Source organism: Arthrobacter sp. SIMBA_036 (genome assembly GCF_046535135.1).
GTDB lineage: Bacteria > Actinomycetota > Actinomycetes > Actinomycetales > Micrococcaceae > Arthrobacter.
This window is the reverse complement of the sequence record NZ_JAWRXG010000002.1, coordinates 56,912-77,288: the sequence shown is the minus strand read 5'-3', so window position 1 is coordinate 77,288 and position 20,377 is coordinate 56,912. Positions and strand designations below refer to the sequence as shown.

Below are 20,377 nucleotides of genomic sequence, written 5' to 3'. Positions count from 1 at the left end.
CAAGAATTGAGGATTGTGACCACCCAAGTTGATTTCAGTGCCCCCCGTATCGCGATCCTTGGAGGTGGTCCCGGCGGATATGAGGCCGCTATGGTGGCCGCTTCGCTCGGCGCACACGTCACCATTGTTGAGCGGGCCGGCCTCGGCGGCTCCGCCGTCCTGACCGACGTCGTGCCTTCCAAGACCCTGATCGCTACCGCGGACCTCATGACCCGGGTCGGTGAGGCCGATGAGCTGGGCGTGAAGTTCGACGGCGACGGCGGCAACTCCCAGCCCCGCGCTGACCTGAAGCACATCAACAACCGTGTGCTGAATTTGGCCCGCGGACAGTCCAACGATATCCGGGCCGGCCTGGAACGCCTCGGCGTGGAGATCGTCATCGGCTCCGGCAAGCTCCTGGACAGCAACACCATCGAGGTGCTCACCATCGACGGCACCCGCACCATCGACGCGGACGCCGTCTTGCTCGCCGTCGGCGCCCATCCCCGCGAACTGCCCACTGCCAAGCCCGACGGCGAACGCATCCTCAACTGGGCGCAGATCTACAACCTGGACGAACTCCCCGAGGAACTGATCGTGGTGGGTTCCGGTGTCACCGGCGCCGAGTTCGCTTCCGCGTACAACGGTCTCGGCTCAAAAGTCACCCTCATTTCCAGCCGCGACCAGGTCCTTCCGGGTGAGGACACCGACGCCGCCAAGCTTCTGGAAGGCGTCTTCGAACGCCGCGGCGTCCGCGTTTTGTCCCGAACCCGCGCCAACGCGGTTGAGCGAACGGACGACGGCGTCAAGGTCACCTTGGGTGACGGATCGGTGGTGACCGGCTCGCACTGCCTGGTGTGCGTAGGCTCCATTCCGAACACCGCGGGCTTGGGCCTGGAAGAAGCAGGGGTTGCGCTGACCGAGTCCGGCCACATCAAGGTCGATGGCGTGTCCCGCACCACCGCACCGAACGTCTATGCTGCCGGAGACTGCACCGGCGTTTTCGCCCTTGCCTCGGTTGCCGCGATGCAGGGCCGGATCGCCATTGCACACTTCATGGGCGACGGCGTGAAGCCGCTCAAGCTCAACCAGGTGGCGTCCAACATCTTTACGTCCCCGGAGATTGCTTCGGTGGGTGTCTCCGAGGCCGACCTTGCCTCGGGAAAGTACCAGGGCGACGTGGTCATGTTGTCCCTCCTCAGCAACGCCCGGGCCAAGATGCGCAACAGCAAAGACGGTTTCGTCAAGGTGATCGCGCGCAAGGGATCAGGCACTGTGATCGGTGGGGTAGTGGTGGGCCCGAATGCCTCCGAGCTCATCTTCCCGATTTCCTTGGCCGTGACGCAGAAGCTCCATGTGGATGACCTTGCCAGCGCTTTCACGGTGTACCCGTCGCTCACAGGATCCATCTCCGAGGCTGCGCGGCGCTTGCACGTGCACATGTAGTTTCACCGCTGGCGGCCCGTTTCGGGGCTCCGCTGCACAGGATGCCGTTCGCACGGCTCATTCTGCAGCGAGCCATCGAAACGGGCTCTGCAGGACACCTACGATTGCAAGGCCGCGATGGCCTGGGCCAAGGACATGTGCAATGCAGGACCATGTCCGGGCAGGATCACGTTGGCTTGGATTCCCTGCAAGTGCCGGGCCGATGCCAAGGCCGCGGCCGGGTCCCAGTGGTACATCGTGTGCAGCATCTGTGGCCCGTTCTTGGGGCTGATCGGGTGGCCGCTGACAAACGAATCACCCACAGCGATGGCGTTGGCACCGGGCAGCAACAGAGCAGCGTTGCCGGGTGTATGGCCGGGAAGCAGTATGGCTTCGGGGTTGCCGGGCAGGCTCCGGAGCTGATCTTCGCTCCAGCCTTGGGCTTGCGCGGCGGGCTCCGCCTGCAGGGCCTTGGCCTTGATGACGTGCAGCAACCACCGGAAGACCCGGGGCCGCCACGCCCGAGCCAGGACCTTCCCTACGGTCACTTGGTGCTTTTCTTCGCCGCGGACGTGGGCCAGTTCCTCGGGGGAGCACAGGATGGGGGTGCCATAGGTTCGGGACAGGTAGGCCGCGCAACCGGTATGGTCCACGTGGCCGTGGGTGATGAGCATGGCTTTAGCGTCCGCGGGGTCCAGGCCCAGCCCGCGGATGGATTCCAGGACCAGGTCACGGTCCGCAGGGTATCCGCCGTCGATCAGTATGAAGCCTGAGGCGTCACGGACAATGATCTAGTTGGAGGCAGGCCCCTCCACGAAGTGGACGCCGGGAGCCGGTTCGGAGATGTTCACTCGGGAATTCTAGTGGGCCGCAGTCGCTTGGAAGTGCTTCTCAATGAACCCCTTGATGTCATCATGGCAACTTCCACAGCCTGTGCCCGCGCGGGTGGCCTTGGAGACCTCGGCAACGGACGAGCACCCCTCCAGCACGGAATCCTCAATGCCGGCCGCGCTCACCCCGGCACAACGGCACACCGTCCGCTGGGGATCCTTACTGGTGGCGCCGGCATCGAGCTGGTCGGGGCCATCCAGACGCAGCAGCAGCGACCGGTCGGCGGGCAACTCCGAAGACCGCTCAAAGAGAAGGACGAGCTCAGCGGCAGTCCGCGGCATGCCCACCGCCACGAACCCTTCGAGCACCCCGCCGCGGGTAGTCATCTTCACGTAACGGCCGTGCTCGGGATCCGCCCACTGGGAGACCTGCCGGCGGGGGCGGCCGGACGCAGCGCCTGCTTCCAACAATTCCTCGTCCCACGGGTCGGCAAGGTTGTCGCCGGCTACGGCAAGGTCAATGCCCCGGGCCTTCAACATGACGACGCCGGGCTTCTCCTTGGGCAGTGCCTCAAGGGCATCCGCGGCGGACTGTCCATCCCGCGCCAGCACCACGAGGTATTCGGCCAACCATTCCGCCTGACGCCATCCAGGACCCACTAAACCGGAAGGACCATTTGCCGTTCGGCACTCGATGCAGGAAGCGTCTTGGCAGCGGACTTCAGCGCAGTCGCCGATCGCGAACATGTGGGGCTCGTGGTAGGTCCGGAGGTGGTGGTCCACCAGGATTCCGGTACCCACGGGAAGGCCACAGCCCTCTGCCAGTTCGATCCGGGGACGGACACCACAGGAGAGCACCAGCAGGTCCCCGTCAATGGCCGAGCCGTCGTCAAGAAGTAGGGCAGAGAACGAACCGCCCGGTCCGGCAGTTTCGACGCCGGTAGAGCGGGCGTTGCCTGCCACGCGCACCCCTCCGGCGCGCAGACTCGCGGTGAGCACGGAGCCGCTGCCGCGGTCGATGCTGCGACCCAAGGGGAAGGGCCCGTTGTGCACCACCGTCGCCTGCGCGCCTTCCTCAGCGGCCGCGAGGGCAGTTTCCAGGCCGAGCACGCCACCGCCCAACACCACTACGCGTTGTCCGGCAGCTACCGCGGAGCGGAGTACCTCGGCGTCGCGAAGGTCCCGGAGGGCAGTGACCCCCGCCGGCAGCACAGGTCCGGTGGGGTCGGGATTCAGGCCAGTGAGGTTGGGAACCACGGGACGGGAGCCGGTGGCGAACACCAGCCGGTCATAGTGTTCGGAGGTCCCGTCGGCGAGCACCACGTGCTGCCGGGCCCGGTCGATCCGCTTCACCGCCACGCCTAACCGGACGTCGACGCCGTCGGACTCCAAGGCCGAAACCTCGGCCATTGCCAGGGCGTCGGCGGTGGTACGCCCGACGCCGAGCTCGGCCACCATCACGCGGTTGTACGCGGCCTCGGTCTCCTGGCCGACCACAAGCAACCGGACGAGCCCAGTGCGGACGGCGGGGAGCAGATCGTCCACGAGCCGGGCAGCCACCGGCCCGAAGCCCACAACAACAATGCGCTCGCTCATGAAGCCTCCTTGGCGTGCAGCGGCAGTCCTGTTACGGCAAGAACGGCCTCCTTGATGACTGATGCCTTCCGGACCCACGCTCGGCTGGTCTTGAATTCCGGCATCCCTGAGATGGGATCCGTGACCGCTTCGGTGAGGCGGTTGGCGCTCTCCTGGCCGGGGAAATGGAACGGCAGGAAGACGGTGTCCGGCCGAACGGTGGTGCTGAGCTCGGCACGGCAGAGCACTTCGCCCCGCTCGTTGGTCACTGTGACGTAGTCGCCGTCGGAAATGTCCCTGCTTGCTGCCGTGCCGGGATGGATGAGGAGCCTGGCTTGGGGCTGTGCCGCCAACAACTCATCAACCCGGCGTGTCTGGGCACCGGACTGGTAGTGCTCCAGGAGCCGTCCTGTTGCCAACGCGAGCGACCCGTCCGCCAACGACCGCACGCGCTTTGACGGTGTCACCGGAACCATCACGGCCCGGCCGTCCGCGTGGGCGAAGCCGTCCCCAAAGAGCCTTGGCGTGCCGGTGCTCCCCGACGGGTAGGGCCAGTAGGCAGCCTCGCCGCGGTCCAGCATGGCGTAATCGATGCCGGAGTAGTCGGCCAAACCGCCGGCAGAAGCCAAGCGCAGCTCTTCGAAGACCGTCTCGGGATCATCGCTGAACGTCGAAGGAGCTTCAAGGAGCTTGGCCAGCTGCGCCATGAGCCACAGCTCGTTCCGGACGCCGGGGGGAGGCATCAACGCCCGGCGGCGCCGGATGACGCGGCCCTCAAGGTTGGTGAGCGTCCCTTCTTCCTCGGCCCACTGGGTCACCGGCAGGACCAGGTCGGCCTCGGCGGCGGTCTCGGACAGGAAGAAATCGCAAACCACCAGGAAGTCCAGGCTGCGGAGGCCCTTGGTCACGGCATGGGCGTCAGGAGCGGACACCACCACATTGGCACCGTGCACGAAGAGGCAGCGGACGCCGTCGGGCTGTCCCAGCGACTTCAGAAGTTCGACGGCGGGCAGCCCGGGTCCCGGGATCAGGGACTCGTCGACTCCCCATACTCGGGCGACGTGGGCGCGCGCGGCAGGATCGGTGATCTTGCGGTACCCGGGAAGCTGGTCCGCCTTTTGGCCGTGTTCCCGCCCGCCTTGGCCGTTGCCTTGCCCCGTGAGTGTGCCGTAGCCGCTGCGGGAGGAGCCCGGCAGGCCTAACAGAAGGCTGAGGTTGATCGCTGCCGTGGCAGTGTCTGTTCCGTCCACGTGCTGCTCCACGCCGCGCCCGCTCAGGATGTAGCTGCCGCCGGTCTTGGCTCCTTGGGCCAGGAGGCGGGCGGTGTCACGGATCAGGTGTGCCGGGACGCCCGTGAGGGACTGGACACGTTCCGGCCAAAAGGTTGCCAAGCTGCGGACGACGGCGGCATACCCTGACGTGCGCGTGGAGATGAAGTCGGGGTCCGTGAGTCCTTCGTGGACCACGACGTGCGAGATGCCCAAAAGGAGCGCCAAATCGGTACCGGGCGTCGGCTGGACGTGGAGGCCGCCGCCGTCGGACGTCAAGGCTGCAGTGGGCGAGCGGCGTGGGTCCACCACAATCAAGCCGCCGGCGTCGCGCGCACCCTGCAAGTGCTGGACGAACGGGGGCATGGTCTCGGCAACATTGGAGCCCAGCATGAGGATCACCGAGGCGGTGTCCAAATCTGCCACCGGGAACGGCAAACCGCGGTCCACACCGAACGCCCGGTTGCCCGCAGCTGCTGCCGATGACATGCAGAAACGGCCGTTGTAGTCGATGCGGGACGTTCGCAACGCCAGCCGGGCGAACTTGCCCAGCATGTACGCTTTCTCGTTGGTGAGGCCGCCTCCGCCGAAGACTCCGACGGCGTCGTTCCCATACTCGCGCTGGGTGTCCTTGACCGCCGCGGTGATGAGCTGGAGCGCCTGGTCCCAGGAGATCGGTTGGTGGACGCCGTCGGATCCTTTGAGCAGCGGCTCGGTAACCCGGCCGGTGTGGTGCAACAACGACGCCGATGTCCAGCCCTTGCGGCACAGGCCGCCCCGGTTGGTGGGGAAGTCGCGCCCGGAAACGTCCAGGATCGCAGCCGACTCCGCAGCAGGGCTCGCAGCGCGCGGCTGGGCGGGGGTCAACGTCATGCCGCACTGGAGCGCGCAGTAAGGGCAGTGGGTATCGGCGCCGTTGGGCATCTAGATGTGTCCGATCGTATTGCGCTTCCGGGCCGGGCGGATGTAGCAGGCCCAGCAGACGGCGAGCATCAGGATGTACGCTCCCACGAACCCGTAAAACGCCGGAGTGTACGAGCCGCTGACGGTAGTGGAGGCGTTGAGGACCTGGGGGATCACGAATCCGCCGTAGGCACCGATCGCGGAGATCAACCCGAGCGAGGAAGCTGCCAATCGGGCTGTGGCGGCAGTGCTGGCTCCGGTGCGGGCTGCCCGGCTGGACGTCGCGAAGATGACCGGGATCATGCGATACGTGGCTCCGTTCCCGAAACCGCTGGCTACGAACAGGACCAGGAACAAGGTGAGGAACAACCAGAAGTTCTTCAGCGGCAACGTCCAGATCATGGTGAGGGTGACGATGGCCATGGCAGCGAAGGAGGTGATGGTCATCCTGGCGCCGCCCATGCGGTCCGCCATGCGTCCGCCGTACGGCCGGGCGAGTGAGCCCACCAGTGGGCCCAGGAAGGCCAGTGACAGCGCCACCGCGCCGACGTGGATCGATGAGAAGGCGGGAAAGTAGTCCTTGATCAGCTTGGGGAACACACCGGCGAAGCCAATGAAGGAGCCAAAAGTGCCGATGTACAGGAATGCCATGACCCACAAGTGCGGTTCCTTGAGGGCGGCAAGGGAACCTGCAGCATCCCCCTTGGCACTGGTGAGGTTATTCATGTACCGGTAGGCGCCAAACGCAGCCACCACGATCAACGGAATCCAGATCAATCCGGCGATGGGAAGGTTCACGGTTCCGGCCGCGAGCAACGTGACGGCGATAGGCACGATCAACTGCGCGACGGCGGCACCCAGGTTTCCGCCGGCGGCGTTCAGTCCGAGTGCCCAGCCCTTTTCGCGAGCCGGGTAGAAGAAGGTGATGTTCGCCATTGAGCTGGCGAAGTTCCCGCCGCCGAAACCGGCGAGTGCAGCAACGAAGAGCATGACACCGAACGGGGTTGCGGGGTTGGATACACAGATAGCCAGGCCTGTTGTGGGGATCAGCAGGAGGAGGGCCGAGACGATGGTCCAATTGCGGCCACCGAACCTGGGAACCATGAAGGTGTAGGGGATGCGCAGTGTCGCACCCACCAGGCTGGGGATGGAGATGAGCCAGAAGATCTGGTTGGTATCGAACCTGAACCCGGCTGCCGGGAGTTGGACCACCACGATGGACCAGAGCTGCCAGACAACGAAGCCGAGGAATTCGGCGAAGATGGACCACGAGAGATTGCGTTTGGCGATGGACCTGCCTTCGGTCTCCCACTGGTGCGGGTTCTCCGCATCCCAGTTGGCGATCCAGCGGCCGGGGCGGTGTTCAAGGCCTGCGGTCGGAGCTACGGGGCGGTCTACTGCGGCGGGAGCTGCGGTGGGGTCTTTTACGGGGCGGTCTTCTACGGTGGGGTCAACGGTCACGGAGTGCCTCCTTGGTGGGGGACGTTGTCCTTCCACGCTAGGTTTGGCGCATTTCGCGGACGGTCGATGTTTGTAAACGTGCTGTGACATTCCCCTATCCGGGCTTTCACGGCAGCGTGAGGCCATGGTGAGGTTGACGCACGCCGACCAAGCGATGAGACTTTCGGGCGCGTCCGCATAGTGGACTTGTTTGTCCAACGAGTGGACGGCGGGAACTATTATTGAACTCTCGAATAATCCTTCGCCGTGCACGCTCTTCGGAGCATCGGCGCGTGAACGAAAGCTGCCACTACATGTCTTCCACCGCTATCTCGAAGGAGGGCGAGTCCACCCAACCCGTGAACTCACGGGGCCGGGTCATCTTCGCCAGCCTCATCGGCACATCCATCGAGTTCTACGACTTCTACGTCTACGCCACTGCGGCGGTTCTGGTGTTCCCCAAGCTGTTCTTCCCCACCGCGGACGAAACCACGCAGCTCCTGAGCTCATTTGCCGTCTTCGGCGTAGCGTTCATCGCCCGTCCCCTCGGATCCATTATTTTCGGCCACTTCGGTGACAAGTTCGGCCGTAAGGGCACCTTGGTGGCCTCTCTGCTCACTATGGGTATTGCCACGTTCCTCATCGGCTGCCTGCCCACGGCGCAGGTTGCCGGGTGGACGTTCCTGGCCCCGATCCTGCTGGTGGTCCTGCGTTTCGCGCAGGGGCTGGCTTTGGGTGGCGAATGGAGCGGCGCGGCCCTCCTGGCCACGGAGAACGCGCCCGCCAACAAGCGGGCCATCTACGGGACGTTCCCGCAGCTCGGCGCTCCCATCGGGTTCATCCTGGCGAACGTCATCTTCCTGGTGTTCAGCTACACGCTGACGCCGGCGGCGTTTGCCGCCTGGGGCTGGCGTGTACCTTTCCTTCTTAGCTCCGTCATGGTGGTCCTGGGCTTGTATGTCCGCCTCAAGCTCATCGAGACCCCTGCCTTCACCAAGGTGGTCGAGTCCAACGAGGTAGCCAAGCTGCCCATCGGCCAGGTCTTCAAAAAGAGCTGGCGCCAGCTCATCCTGGGCACCTTCATCATGCTCGCAACCTACGTGCTGTTCTACCTCATGACCACCTTCACGCTGACGTACGGCACCAAGCCCACCTTGGCGGGCGCGCAGGCTGCGGCGGTCAAGGCGGGTAAGCCAATGACGGAGGCCGCTTCGGCTGCCTTTGTTCCGGGCTTGGGCTTTACCCGCAATGAATTCCTCTGGATGCTGATCGCCGGAGTGGTCTTCTTCGGTATCTTCACCTTGGTCGCCGGGCCGCTCGCGGAGAAATTCGGGCGCCGAAAGACGCTGATCGCGGTCACGGCCGGGATCTTCGTATTCGGCCTGCTCTTCGTCCCGTTCTTCGCTGGCGGCTTCGCGGGAACCATGGCCTTGCTCATCGTTGGCTTCACACTGATGGGTTTGACCTTCGGCCCCATGGGCGCGCTCCTGCCCGAGCTGTTCCCCACCAACGTCCGCTACACAGGCTCGGCCGTGAGCTACAACGTCTCCAGCATTCTTGGTGCGGCCGTGGCCCCGTTCATCGCTGTGTGGCTGTGGGAACTCGGTAAGGGCAGCACCGTGCTGGTAGGTGTGTACTTGAGCGCCATGGCAGTTCTGACGCTCATTGCGCTGTTCCTGTCCAAAGAAACCAAGCACACGGACTACGAGAACAACGTGGCCTAACGCTTCTGGATCACCAGCTGCCAAGAACCAGCTGCTAGAGAACCAGCTGCTAAGGAACAAAGTCGGCCCCGCACTAAACGGTGCGGGGCCGACGTCGTAATGCGTGCTTGGTCTTAGTCTTCGATAGTTGCGATCACTGCACCGGCGGCGACCGTCTGCCCGGCGGCGGCTGCGAGTCCCCGCACTGTTCCTGCCCGGTGGGCTGTGAGGGGTTGCTCCATCTTCATGGCCTCAAGCACCACGATCAGATCACCCTCGGCCACAACGTCGCCCTCCGCAGCAGCCACTTTGACGATGGTGCCCTGCATGGGCGACGTGAGCGCGTTGCCGCCGGCGGCAGCCGCTGCGGGCCCGGCGGAACGGGAGCGCTTCTTTGACTTGCCGGCTTTGGCGCTTGTTCCACTTCCCGACACTGCGATGCTGCCGCCGAGACCCGACGGCAGGACGACCTCAAGGCGCTTGCCGCCGACCTCGACGACGACGCGCTGGCGCTCGCCGACGTCGGCCGCTTCCGTGGGGGTGCCCGCGGACCAGGCCGGAATGTGGTTGACGAACTCGGTCTCGATCCACCGGGTGTGGACGGTGAACGGTCCCTCCGCAGGAGCGAACGCAGGATCCGTGACCACGGCAAGGTCGAAGGGGATCACCGTGGGGATACCCTCAACCACCATTTCCTCAAGCGCCCGGCGCGAACGCTGGAGGGCCTGCTCGCGGGTGGCGCCGGTGACAATGAGCTTGGAGAGCATGGAATCGAAGTTGCCGCTGATGACATCGCCCTGCTCCACGCCGGAGTCGATGCGTACGCCGGGTCCCGTGGGGTTCTTCAAGGCGCTGATGGTTCCCGGTGCTGGCATGAAGTTCCGGCCCGGGTCCTCCCCGGTGATCCGGAATTCGATGGAGTGGCCGCGAACCTCGGGGTCGTCGTAGCCGAGTGCTTCACCACGGGCGATGCGGAACTGCTCCCGGACCAGGTCTATGCCTGTCACTTCCTCGGACACACAGTGCTCCACCTGGAGCCGTGTGTTGACCTCAAGGAAGGAGATGGTGCCGTCTTGGCCCACCAGGAACTCGCAGGTTCCGGCACCAAGATAGTTGGCTTCTTTGAGGATCGCTTTGGAGGACTCGTAGAGGCGTTTGACCTGTTCTTCGCTCAGGTAGGGTGCCGGGGCTTCCTCGACGAGTTTCTGGTTTCGGCGCTGCAGCGAGCAGTCACGCGTGGAAACCACAACAACGTTGCCGAAGGAGTCTGCCAGGCATTGGGTTTCAACATGGCGCGGAGCATCCAGGAAGCGTTCTATGAAGCATTCCCCGCGGCCGAAAGCCGCCGTGGCTTCACGGACAGCGGACTCGTAGAGCTCGGGAATTTCATCCATGGTCCGGGCTACCTTGATGCCGCGTCCGCCGCCGCCAAAGGCAGCTTTGATTGCCACGGGCAGCCCGAATTCTTCGGCAAACTTCAGGATCTCGTCCGCGGATTCCACAGGGTCCGCAGTGCCGGGGACCAGCGGGGCGCCCACCTTTTCGGCGATGTGCCGAGCTTGGACTTTGTCTCCCAACGCGGAGATCGCCTCGGGGGAGGGGCCGATCCAGGTGATGCCAGCGTCGATGACCTTCGCTGCAAACTCAGCGTTTTCGGCGAGGAATCCGTAGCCGGGGTGGATGGAGTCTGCGCCGGATTGCTTGGCGGCGTCGATGATCTTGTCCATCACCAAGTACGATTCGGCTGCCGTGTTGCCGCCCAATGCGTACGCTTCGTCGGCGAGGCGGACGTGCAGGGCGTCGCGGTCCGGGTCTGCGTAGACGGCGACGGAGGCGAGGCCCTCGTCCCGGGCAGCTCGGATGATGCGCACCGCGATCTCGCCGCGGTTGGCTATCAAGACCTTGGTAACAGGGCTGGAAATGGGCTGCGCCGGGTTAGCTGACAAGTTGTTGACTCCTTCTGTCCTTGAGGAGCCTAGCGCGATTGTGAGGGTTCCGCCCATATTGATGGGGGATTCCGTGTGTGAGGCGTTGTTCCTTTGTAGGGTTGCTACAAAGTGGTTCTACGCGTTGCCCGCTTGCCACAGGTCCGTGATGGGCACGTTGGCGTGGCCCAGCAGGTCCCGGAGCGTGGAGATGGAAAGCCCGACGACGGCGTGCGGGTCGCCGTCTACCTTGCGGATGAAGGCGCCTCCCAGGCCGTCAATGGTGAACGACCCCGCACAGTGAAGGGGTTCCCCGGTGGCGATGTAGGCGTCGATTTCGTTCTCGTTCATTTGGGCGAAGTGGACCTCGGCGCTGGAAACAGCCCCAACGGTGGCTCCTGTGCCCTCGGGCGTCCCGTGTTCGGCGTCGTCCTCATCTGCCTCTGCCGCCGTGTCCCGGCAATCGACCAGCCAATGCCCGGTGTGCAGGATGCCCTGGGAGCCGCTCATTCGCAGCATCCGCTCGCGGGCCACGTCTGCCGTGTAGGGCTTGCCGTGTGATTCGCCGTCGAACTCGAAGACCGAGTCGCAACCGATCACCAAGGCGCCGTCCGATTCGGGCAACGCGGCTACGGCTTCCGCCTTGGCACGGGCCAGAAGCAGTGCGGTATCGTGCGCGTCGGTCACGCCGTACTTGGCCTGCACCGCGTCCTCGTCCACGTCAGATACAAGGACCTCATGCTCGATGCCCGCTTCGGTGAGCAGCTTGGTGCGGGCGGGGGACTGGGAGGCGAGAATCAATCGGGTCACGCCTCCACCCTAACGTCCCGGGCCCGCAACCGAGCTAGTGGACCAGTTCCTCCGAGCCCGCCTTCGCGCGGTCCGAACGGTCCAGCTTGGCACCTTCGACGTCCACGTCCGGCAGGATGCCCGAGAGCCACTTCGGCAGCCACCAGGCCTTTTCACCCAGGAGGTACATCACGGCCGGGACCAGCGTCATCCGGACCACGAAGGCATCAACGAGCACGCCGAATGCCATCGCAAAACCGAGCGGACGCACCATGGTGAGGTGGCTGAAGATGAAGCCGGAGAACACGCTGACCATGATGATCGCGGCCGCAGTGACAACAGCTGCGGCGTGGCTGAATCCGGACCGGACAGCATGCTTGGCCGACTCCCCGTGCATGAATGCTTCACGCATGCCCGAGGTGATGAACACCTGGTAGTCCATAGCGAGGCCGAACAGCACACCGATCAGGATGATCGGCAGGAAGCTCAGCACGGCGCCCGGGTTCGGGACATCGAAGATCCCGCCGAGCCAGCCCCACTGGTAAACGGCAACAACGGCACCAAACGCGGCAGCGAGGGACAACAGGAAGCCGCCGGTAGCAAGCAAAGGCACCACGATGGAGCGGAAGACCAGCAAAAGCAGGATCAGCGAAAGCCCGACGACGATTGCGAGGTAGGGCGGCAGGGCTGCCCCAAGCTTGGCTGAGACGTCGATGTTTCCGGCCGTCTGCCCTGTGAGGCCAATGGTGACCCCGAGGTTCTTGCGGATATCGGCGCCCTTTGCCCGCACCTCGGAGACCACCTGGACCGTGCTGGCACTTGCCGGACCATCCTTCGGAATCACCTGGAACGCGGCAGTCCTGTGGTCATCGCTCAGGGCAAACGGGACCGCTGCGGTGACGTTTGGGACAGCGCACAGCTGGTCGGCGACGTCGTATTGTTTGATCTTGGCGTCGTTCTCGTTCAAGCCTTCGGGGAACTCGGCCACCACCACGATGGGGCCGGTGACGCCTTCACCAAAGCTCGTACGGGTCAGGTCGTAGGCCTTGAACGCCTGCGACTCCACCGGCTCGGACCCGCCGTCGGGCAGTGCCAGCCGCAGCTGGGACGCAGGCAGCGCCACCGCCCCGAGCAGGACGATGCTGGCTACCAGCGAAACCCACGGGTGTCGCGTCACCATGCCGCCCCAGCCGCCGCTGCTGCGCTTCTCTTCCCGCGCGCGGTCAGCGGCCTGGTAACCGGGTTCAGCATGGTGCTGGGTGGCTTTCGCCCATGCCCGCTTGGAGATGATCCTGCGTCCGATCATCGCCAGAACGGCGGGGGTCAAGGTCAGGGCGACGCCGACGGCGACAGCGACTGTCGCTGCGGCAGCAACACCCATGACGGCGAGGAACGGCAACCCCGGCACCACAAGGGCCGACAGCGCGATGATCACGGTGAGGCCGGCGAACAACACGGCGTTACCCGACGTGCCCGTGGCAAGGGCCGCCGATTCCTCGGGATCCATGCCGGCAAGGAGTTGCGTGCGGTGGCGGTTGACGATGAAGAGCGAGTAGTCAATGCCCACGGCAAGACCCAACATCAGGGCAAGCATGGGGGAGATCGAACTCATGTTGATCACGCCAGTCAATGCGAAGGTACCGCCCACGCCCACGGCAACGCCGATCAGGGCCATCACCAGCGGCAATCCGGCAGCAACCAACGTCCCGAGCATGAGGATGAGGACGAGGGCCGCCACTGCGACGCCCACAATCTCGGCAATTCCGAAGATCTGCGAGACGTCCTCGGTGATTTCCTTGCTCGCATACGCAGTAACGCCGGCCGACGAGACACCGTGGACGATGTCCTGGACTTGCTGGCGGACCGCTGGGTCAACGGCGTTGATGGACGTTTTGAACTGCACTTGGGCAATCGCGGCCCTGTTGTCCTCGGAGACGAAACGCAGGTCCTTCGAAGCGTCGAGTTGCCGCTTGGCGAGTGCAAGGGTGGTGGCGCCGTCGGCAGCTTGCTTGGTCCCGGCGTCGAGCTTTGCCTTGGCGGCGTCCAGTTGGGCGCGTTGCGCGGCAAGCTGGGCATCAATTTGCGCTCGGGGGAGGCCGGCGGCGGCCATCTGCTGTTGGGCAGCGGTGAGTTGGGCCTCGCCCGCGGTCAGCTGGGCTCGGGCGGCGTCCAACTGTGCCTGCCCTTGTGCGGCTTTGGCCTGGCCCGCGGCGAGGTCACTCCCGGCCTTGGCCAACTGCTCCTGGCTGGTGAAGGGGTTGATGGTCCCTTGGACGGCAGGCAACGTTTGGAGTTTGGTCAGCGCTGCGGCAACGGCGTCTTTCTTCGCCGGATCGAATCCGGCTGTTCCGGCGTCGAAAACTACTGTGGCCGAGCCGCCCGAAGACTTGGGCAGGGCGTCCTTGAGCTTGTCCGCCATCTTCTGGGTTTCTGTCCCCGGAATGGTGAAGTTGTTTGACATGGCGCCGTGGAACGCAGCGGCTGAACCGCCCACGGCAACCAGGACCACCAGCCATAGGGAGATGACAAGCCAGTGGCGGCGATACGAAAATTTGCCGAGGCGGTAGAGGAACGAGGCCATGTCAGAACCGATCTTTGGTGGTTGGAACAGAGGATGGGGCTTGTGCGGCCGCCGCTGGGCGGAAAACGTCCGACGGCGGTGCGAAGCCCGCCCCCAGGAGGCCCATGGCGTCGATGAGGTGCTGCCGGAGCGCCGCGAGGGACTTGGCGGACAGATCAGGGCCATGTTCCGTGAACCACACGGTCATGGCTGCTTTTCCGCACGCAATCACCGAGCCGGCCAGCGCATGGAGGTAGAGCTCGCTGATTCCCGGCCCCAGCCTGCTGCGTGCTGCATCGATTATTTGTCCGGTGCAGTGATCCCAGGCTTCGAGCTCTGACCTGGCCAGCGAGCGGTTGTCTTGGGTGAGGGTGAACAATTCGGCCATGGGAGCCACGGACATGGGATCCGCCAACGCCATCAGGGCATGTTGGGCGGATTCGAGAATGGACTCCTCGGCGGGCCGAAGCCGGAATTGTTCCAGCGCGTGGTCCATGAATCCGTCAGCCACGGACGCCAAGGAGGCCTCGAGGGTGGGGAAGTAATTGAAGAAGGTCCGCCGGGACACGCCCGCGGCAGCCGCTATGTCTTCAACGGTGAAATTGCCCGCGCCATTCGTACGCAGCAGCTCCAGGGCGGCCGAAGCGATGGAACTGCGCGTGGCGGCCTTGTTGAGTTCACGGCGCGACGGAGCCGCGAAGTCGGCTGGCTCGTCAGGGTTGTCGGAGGAAGAGCGGACGCTGGGGGAAGTCACATACTTACACTAAGTGCAACTTTGCACTGTGCGCAACTGAATCGGGCAGAAGGCTTGCTCAGGCAGGCGGCTTGCTGAGGAATATTGACTGCCCGGTGGCACCAGGCTCGCCTTCAGCCAAGGGCAACACGTACACGGCCGTGCCGTAGGCGCACACTTCGGTCCAATTGTTGCCCATCTCGGAAGTGTCGAACCGCATGGCGACAATGGCATTGGCTCCGCGCTGCTGTGCCTCAGTGACCATGCGTGCCATCACTTCCTGGCGGCTCTCGTAGAGGGCCTTGGTCATTTCGGGAAGCTCGCCGCCACCGAGTGAGCGGAAGCCGGCCAGCATCTGGGAGCCGATATCCCGGGAACGGACGGTGAGGCCCATGACTTCGCCGAAGACTGCGTCAATGCGATGGCCAGGGATTTCATTTGAGGTGACAATCAACATGCCCCGAGCCTACCCACCATCACGCCAGAATCTGCACGTAAACGCGGAAATCCCCGGGGAAACTCCCCGGGGATTTCCTGCCCTACGCCCTTAGCCGAGCAACGCCCGCCGCAACACGTCCAAACCTACTGAGCCGATGTTGAGGGCCTTGCTGTGGAAGGTCTTCAGGTCGAAGCCTTCACGGCTCGAAAGCTCTGCGCGGATCTGTTCCCACAGCCGCTGCCCCACCTTGTAGGACGGCGCTTGCCCGGGCCATCCGAGGTACCGGTTGAATTCGAACTGAAGCTGGCCTTCGCTGATGTCCAGGTTCGCTTTGAGGAAATCGAAGCCCTTTTCCGGGGTCCAGCTTCCGGTGCCCCAACGCTGCGGGATGGGCAGCTCCAAATGGACGCCGATATCGAAGACCACCCGGGCCGCGCGCATGCGCTGGCCATCGAGCATGCCCATGTGGTCACCGGGATCTTTGAGGTAGCCCAGTTCCAACACGAGCTGCTCAGCGTACAGGGCCCACCCTTCGCCATGGCCCGAAACCCAGCACACGTTCCGGCGCCAGTTGTTGAGCAGTTCACGGCGGTAGGTTGCGGTGGCAACTTGGAGGTGGTGGCCCGGAACTCCTTCATGGAACACCGTGGTGGTTTCGGCCCAGGTGGTAAAGGTGTCTTCGCCTGCAGGAACTGACCACCACATCCGCCCGGGCCGGGAGAAATCATCCGACGGGCCGGTGTAGTAGATGCCGCCCTCATCCGTTGGGGCGATCCTGCACTCGAGTGTCTTCATGACGTCGGGAATATCGAAGTGCACGCCGGAAAGTTCGGCCACGGCGCGGTCTGAGAGTCCCTGCATCCAGGCTTTCAGGGCGTCGGTGCCCTTGAGCTGCCGGGCGGGATCGTTGTTGAGGATGCTCTTGGCTTCCTCGATGCTTGCGCCCGGAAGGATCTGCGCTGCCACCTTTTCCTGCTCGCCGATGAGCCGTTCAAGCTCCTGCACGCCCCAGGCATAGGTTTCTTCCAAGTCCACCTCGGCCCCAAGAAATGACCGGGAAGACAACGCATACCGTTCGCGTCCCACAGCGTCCTTGGCCGGGGCGGCCGGAAGGAGCTCGTCCCGCAGGAACGTAGCCAGCGCAGCGTATGCCTCACGGGCTTGGCGCGTTCCGGCGTCGAGCTTGTCCTGCAGTTCACTGGGAAGCGGTGCGCCCTCAAGAGTGGCGCCGGCGGCCAATTTGGCGAAGAAGCCATCGTCTGCGGCGTAGCGCTCGGCTTGTTCAATCACTATGCCGACCTGGCGGCGGGCGGCCACCTTGCCGCCCTGCTTCGCGGAGCGGAGTGATTCGATGTAACCGTCGATCGCGCCCGGAACGTTGGCAGCACGACCAGCCTGATGCTCCCAGTGCTCGTAGCTGTCTGTGGGCATGAGATCAAAGACGGCGCGAATGTCCTGGGCGGGTGACGCTATGTTGTTCAGGTCCGCGGCGTCCCACCCGGAGTCGTGAATCTCAAGCTCCAGCCCCAGCCGCTCCCGCATGGCGTCCAAGGTGACGACGTCGGTTTCGTCGGTAGGCTGCAGAGCCGCCAAGGCGTCCAGCGCGGAGCGCGTTGCCCGGGCGTGTTCCTCGGCGCCGGCGGGGGAGTAATCGGGGTATTCGGTTTCGTGCCCCGGAAGTCCCAGCGTGGTGGCGAAGCTCGGATTGAGCTCGATCAGCTTTTCCGTATAGGAGTTGGCTACGTCGTCGATGGCCGTGGCGGGGCGAGCGGGGATGTTTGGAGTAGTCACCCCCAGAGCCTAACCGCGCGGGCTTCTATGTGAAAGGGTTGCTGAACTCTTGGACGGCAGCCCTAACCGCGGCTACGCTTCCACGCACCCGGGCCGGGTGTCGGGTCCAACCGCAGCTGCTGCCGGCGGACCCAGTGCCTTTGCGTTGGGGGTGCAGCCGCCGCCTCTGGCTCCCCACCCAAGGACAGTACGACGGCGGCCAGCGCCGCGAGCTCTTCGGCGGACGGTTCACCCTTGACCACCGTGAACAGAGGTTCGACGGCGACCGTGTCCGCGGCCTGCTCCGAACCCTGGCGGGGGGCCTGATCCGCACTCACAGCGGGATGTTCCCGTGCTTTTTGGTGGGCAGGCTCGCGCGCTTGTCGCGAAGTGCGCGAAGGCCACGGATGATCTGCAGGCGCGTGTCCGATGGTGCGATGACAGCGTCGACATAGCCCAGCTGGGCTGCCTGGTAGGGGTTGAGTAGCTCTTCCTCGTAACCCTGGATGATTTCGGCGCGCTTGGCTTCGACATCCCCACCGGCCTCGGCAACTGCTGCCAAATCGCGGCGGTACAGGATATTCACTGCGCCTTGGGCACCCATGACGCCGATTTGGGCGGTGGGCCAGGCGAGGTTGAGGTCAGCTCCGAGCTTCTTGGAGCCCATCACGATGTAGGCGCCACCGTACGCCTTGCGGGTGATCACGGTGACCTTGGGGACCGTAGCCTCCGCGTAGGCATACAGGAGCTTGGCGCCGCGGCGGATAATGCCTTGGAATTCCTGGTCCTTGCCGGGAAGGAAGCCCGGAACATCAACAAGGGTAAGGATGGGGACGTTGAAAGCGTCGCAGTGCCGGACGAACCGGGCGGCTTTTTCCGAGGCGGAGATGTCCAATGTGCCAGCGAACTGCATGGGCTGGTTGGCCACGATGCCAACAGTGTGGCCCTCCACGCGACCGTAACCGATGATCACGTTGGGAGCGTACAGGGATTGCATCTCCAGGAAGTGGGCATCGTCCACGATCTGCTCGATGACCTTGCGCATGTCATAGGGCTGGTTGGCCGAATCGGGGATCAACGCGTCCAGGGCGAGGTCGTCGTCGTTGAGTTCCAGTTCCTGGTCGTGCTCTGTGAGGGGAGCCTCGGACAGGTTGTTCGAGGGCAGGAAATCCAGCAATTCACGCACGAACTCGATAGCATCCGCTTCGTCGGACGCCAGATAGGTGGAGGTGCCCGTGGTGGCATTGTGCTGCCGTGCGCCTCCCAGGGTTTCCATGTCCACGTCCTCGCCAGTGACGGTCTTGATCACGTCTGGTCCGGTGATGAACATGTGCGAGGTCTTATCCACCATCACCACGTAATCAGTGAGGGCGGGAGAGTATGCAGCGCCGCCCGCGCACGGCCCCATGATGAGGGAAATCTGCGGGACCACGCCGGAGGCATGGACGTTGTTGCGGAAGATGTCCGCGAACATGGCCAAGGAAGCGACGCCTTCCTGGATGCGCGCGCCACCGCCGTCGTTAATTCCTACAACCGGGCAACCGTTGCGGAGGGCGAACTCCTGGACTTTGACGATCTTTTCGCCGTTGACCTGGCTCAGCGAGCCGCCATAAACGCTGAAGTCCTGGCTGTAGATGGCGATGAGGCGCCCATCAACGGTGCCATACCCCGAGACAACGCCATCGCCGAGCGGCTTCTTCTTTTCCATGCCGAAAGCCGTGGAACGGTGGACTGCCAGGGCATCGAACTCGACGAACGAATCGGGATCCACCAGCAGGTCGATGCGCTCGCGGGCGGTGTTCTTGCCCCGTGCGTGCTGCTTCTCGATCGCTTCCGGGCCGGAAGGCTGCTGGGCACGGCCCTGGCGGTCGCGGAAGTCGGCAATCTTTCCCGCTGTCGTTGTCAGATCGTGGCTCATCAAGTGTCTCCGGCTCTGTAGCTGATGGTCGCTGGCGCAATTCGTTGCAGGACAGCAGCCACTTTAAGTAGCTTCCGTACAAAGAACAGGCCTCGATGGCCAGTCTAGTAACGCATTTGCCGCGAACCGCTGTAGAAACCCTACAATTTTCCGGGCCTCAGCCAAAGAAACAACTATGTTACCCGCGAGTAACATAGTTGAGTTAGAGTGTCACCATGACTTCCAGCAATGACTCTTCCGCCACGGCCGGAATGAACCCGGCGAGCACCAACAGCCCTTACGTGGCGACGGGTTCGCTCAAGGGCAGGACCATCCTCATGTCCGGCGGGAGCCGGGGGATCGGCCTGGCCATCGCCATGCGTGCCGCCCGCGACGGCGCGAACATCGTGCTCATGGCAAAGACCGGTCAACCGCATCCCAAGCTGGAGGGAACCGTCTTCAGCGCAGCCGAACAACTCGCAGCTGCAGGCGGCCAAGCGTTGCCGTTGGTCGGGGATGTGCGCAACGACGAGGACGTCGCGGCCGCCGTTGCCGCTGCCGTCGAGCGTTTCGGAGGCATCGACGTCGTAATTAATAACGCCTCTGCGATCGACCTGTCCCGAACCGATGCTGTGGACATGAAGCGCTATGACCTCATGCAGGACATCAACGTGCGCGGCACATTCCTGCTGTCCAAGCTCGCCTTGCCGGCCTTGCGTGAAGCGGGCGCGCGCTCGGGCCGCGCCCACATCCTTACGTTGTCCCCGCCTTTGAACCTTGACCCCAAGTGGGCGGGTATGCACCTTGCGTACACGATGGCCAAGTACGGGATGAGCCTGACCACGCTGGGGCTCGCCGAGGAACTGAAGGACGACGCCGTATCGGTCAACTCCCTGTGGCCATGCACCCTCATCGACACGGCCGCGATCCGCAACATGCCGGGAGGAGCGCAGATCGTCCAGGCCGCGCGCGGGCCGGAGATCATGGCAGACGCCGCCCACGCCATCCTGACCGGCGGCGCAGCAACGGGGAACTTCTATACAGATGAACAGGTGCTGCGGGCCGCGGGTGTCACGGACTTCGCTCCGTACAGCCTTGGAGTCCCGGAAGACCGACTGGTGCCGGACATCTTCCTTTAGTA

The 20,377-nt window shown here is 64.2% G+C and carries 15 protein-coding genes; 3 read left to right on the top strand and 12 right to left on the bottom strand.

Annotated features, from left to right (window positions below; all coding sequences use genetic code 11):
- The first annotated feature begins 15 nt into the window (after positions 1–15).
- Positions 16–1,425 (top strand): NAD(P)H-quinone dehydrogenase, encoded by a 1,410-nt coding sequence (locus SB659_RS03105; protein WP_284977741.1) that lies wholly within the window; start codon positions 16–18, stop codon positions 1,423–1,425.
- A gap of 98 nt (positions 1,426–1,523) precedes the next feature.
- Here the strand turns inward: SB659_RS03105 and SB659_RS03100 are convergent, their stop codons facing one another.
- From SB659_RS03100 to SB659_RS03085, 4 genes are all read right to left on the bottom strand, one after another.
- Positions 1,524–2,192, bottom strand: coding sequence for an MBL fold metallo-hydrolase (locus SB659_RS03100; protein ID WP_410549672.1), 669 nt, complete (start codon positions 2,190–2,192; stop codon positions 1,524–1,526).
- 72 nt (positions 2,193–2,264) lie between these two features.
- Positions 2,265–3,830 carry an FAD-dependent oxidoreductase gene (locus SB659_RS03095; RefSeq protein ID WP_410549448.1) on the bottom strand — a complete coding sequence of 522 codons (1,566 nt, stop codon included), beginning with the start codon at positions 3,828–3,830 and terminating at the stop codon, positions 2,265–2,267.
- On the bottom strand, positions 3,827–6,001 hold the full coding sequence (locus SB659_RS03090) for a molybdopterin oxidoreductase family protein (protein WP_410549447.1): 2,175 nt from the start codon (positions 5,999–6,001) through the stop codon (positions 3,827–3,829). The genes SB659_RS03095 and SB659_RS03090 overlap by 4 nt, the downstream gene beginning before the upstream one ends.
- Positions 6,002–7,441 carry an MFS transporter gene (locus SB659_RS03085; protein WP_410549446.1) on the bottom strand — a complete coding sequence of 480 codons (1,440 nt, stop codon included), beginning with the start codon at positions 7,439–7,441 and terminating at the stop codon, positions 6,002–6,004. It lies immediately after the preceding gene.
- Between the two features lie 293 nt (positions 7,442–7,734).
- Between SB659_RS03085 and SB659_RS03080 the strand changes: the two genes are divergently transcribed.
- Entirely contained in the window at positions 7,735–9,144 is a 1,410-nt protein-coding gene (locus SB659_RS03080; RefSeq protein WP_284977748.1) for an MFS transporter, read from the top strand.
- Between the two features lie 113 nt (positions 9,145–9,257).
- On the opposite strand, the gene SB659_RS03075 is transcribed toward SB659_RS03080, so the two are convergent.
- From SB659_RS03075 to SB659_RS03040, 8 genes are all read right to left on the bottom strand, one after another.
- Positions 9,258–11,126, bottom strand: coding sequence for an acetyl/propionyl/methylcrotonyl-CoA carboxylase subunit alpha (locus SB659_RS03075; protein WP_284977750.1), 1,869 nt, complete (start codon positions 11,124–11,126; stop codon positions 9,258–9,260).
- A 60-nt stretch (positions 11,127–11,186) separates the two neighbouring features.
- A complete protein-coding gene (locus SB659_RS03070) occupies positions 11,187–11,858 on the bottom strand; it encodes a Maf family protein (RefSeq protein WP_410549445.1) in 672 nt (223 codons plus the stop codon).
- A gap of 34 nt (positions 11,859–11,892) precedes the next feature.
- The gene (locus SB659_RS03065; RefSeq protein WP_410549444.1) at positions 11,893–14,418 is read right to left on the bottom strand and encodes an MMPL family transporter; all 2,526 of its coding nucleotides are present in this window, start codon (positions 14,416–14,418) and stop codon (positions 11,893–11,895) included.
- A gap of 1 nt (position 14,419) precedes the next feature.
- Positions 14,420–15,151, bottom strand: a complete 732-nt coding sequence (locus SB659_RS03060; protein WP_284977756.1) for a TetR family transcriptional regulator — start codon at positions 15,149–15,151, stop codon at positions 14,420–14,422.
- 58 nt (positions 15,152–15,209) lie between these two features.
- Positions 15,210–15,587 carry a YbjQ family protein gene (locus SB659_RS03055; protein WP_284977758.1) on the bottom strand — a complete coding sequence of 126 codons (378 nt, stop codon included), beginning with the start codon at positions 15,585–15,587 and terminating at the stop codon, positions 15,210–15,212.
- Positions 15,588–15,677: 90 nt separating this feature from the next.
- On the bottom strand, positions 15,678–17,360 hold the full coding sequence (locus SB659_RS03050; protein WP_410549443.1) for a DUF885 domain-containing protein: 1,683 nt from the start codon (positions 17,358–17,360) through the stop codon (positions 15,678–15,680).
- Between the two features lie 62 nt (positions 17,361–17,422).
- Positions 17,423–17,677: an acyl-CoA carboxylase epsilon subunit gene (locus SB659_RS03045; RefSeq protein ID WP_410549442.1), complete on the bottom strand. Its 255-nt coding sequence runs from the start codon at positions 17,675–17,677 to the stop codon at positions 17,423–17,425.
- Positions 17,674–19,257, bottom strand: a complete 1,584-nt coding sequence (locus SB659_RS03040; RefSeq protein WP_410549441.1) for an acyl-CoA carboxylase subunit beta — start codon at positions 19,255–19,257, stop codon at positions 17,674–17,676. Before SB659_RS03040 ends, SB659_RS03045 begins: the two co-directional genes overlap by 4 nt.
- 215 nt (positions 19,258–19,472) lie before the next feature.
- Between SB659_RS03040 and SB659_RS03035 the strand changes: the two genes are divergently transcribed.
- Positions 19,473–20,375: an SDR family oxidoreductase gene (locus tag SB659_RS03035; RefSeq protein ID WP_410549440.1), complete on the top strand. Its 903-nt coding sequence runs from the start codon at positions 19,473–19,475 to the stop codon at positions 20,373–20,375.
- Positions 20,376–20,377 lie beyond the last annotated feature (2 nt).

Bases quoted from the DNA above. Each gene is read 5' to 3' on its own strand.
- SB659_RS03055 (WP_284977758.1), bottom strand. From the start codon at position 15,587: ATGTTGATTGTCACCTCAAATGAAATCCCTGGCCATCGCATTGACGCA.
- SB659_RS03095 (WP_410549448.1), bottom strand. From the start codon at position 3,830: ATGAGCGAGCGCATTGTTGTTGTGGGCTTCGGGCCGGTGGCTGCCCGG.
- SB659_RS03080 (WP_284977748.1), top strand. From the start codon at position 7,735: ATGTCTTCCACCGCTATCTCGAAGGAGGGCGAGTCCACCCAACCCGTG.
- SB659_RS03065 (WP_410549444.1), bottom strand. From the start codon at position 14,418: ATGGCCTCGTTCCTCTACCGCCTCGGCAAATTTTCGTATCGCCGCCAC.
- SB659_RS03090 (WP_410549447.1), bottom strand. From the start codon at position 6,001: ATGCCCAACGGCGCCGATACCCACTGCCCTTACTGCGCGCTCCAGTGC.
- SB659_RS03040 (WP_410549441.1), bottom strand. From the start codon at position 19,257: ATGAGCCACGATCTGACAACGACAGCGGGAAAGATTGCCGACTTCCGC.
- SB659_RS03035 (WP_410549440.1), top strand. From the start codon at position 19,473: ATGACTTCCAGCAATGACTCTTCCGCCACGGCCGGAATGAACCCGGCG.
- SB659_RS03075 (WP_284977750.1), bottom strand. From the start codon at position 11,126: ATGGGCGGAACCCTCACAATCGCGCTAGGCTCCTCAAGGACAGAAGGA.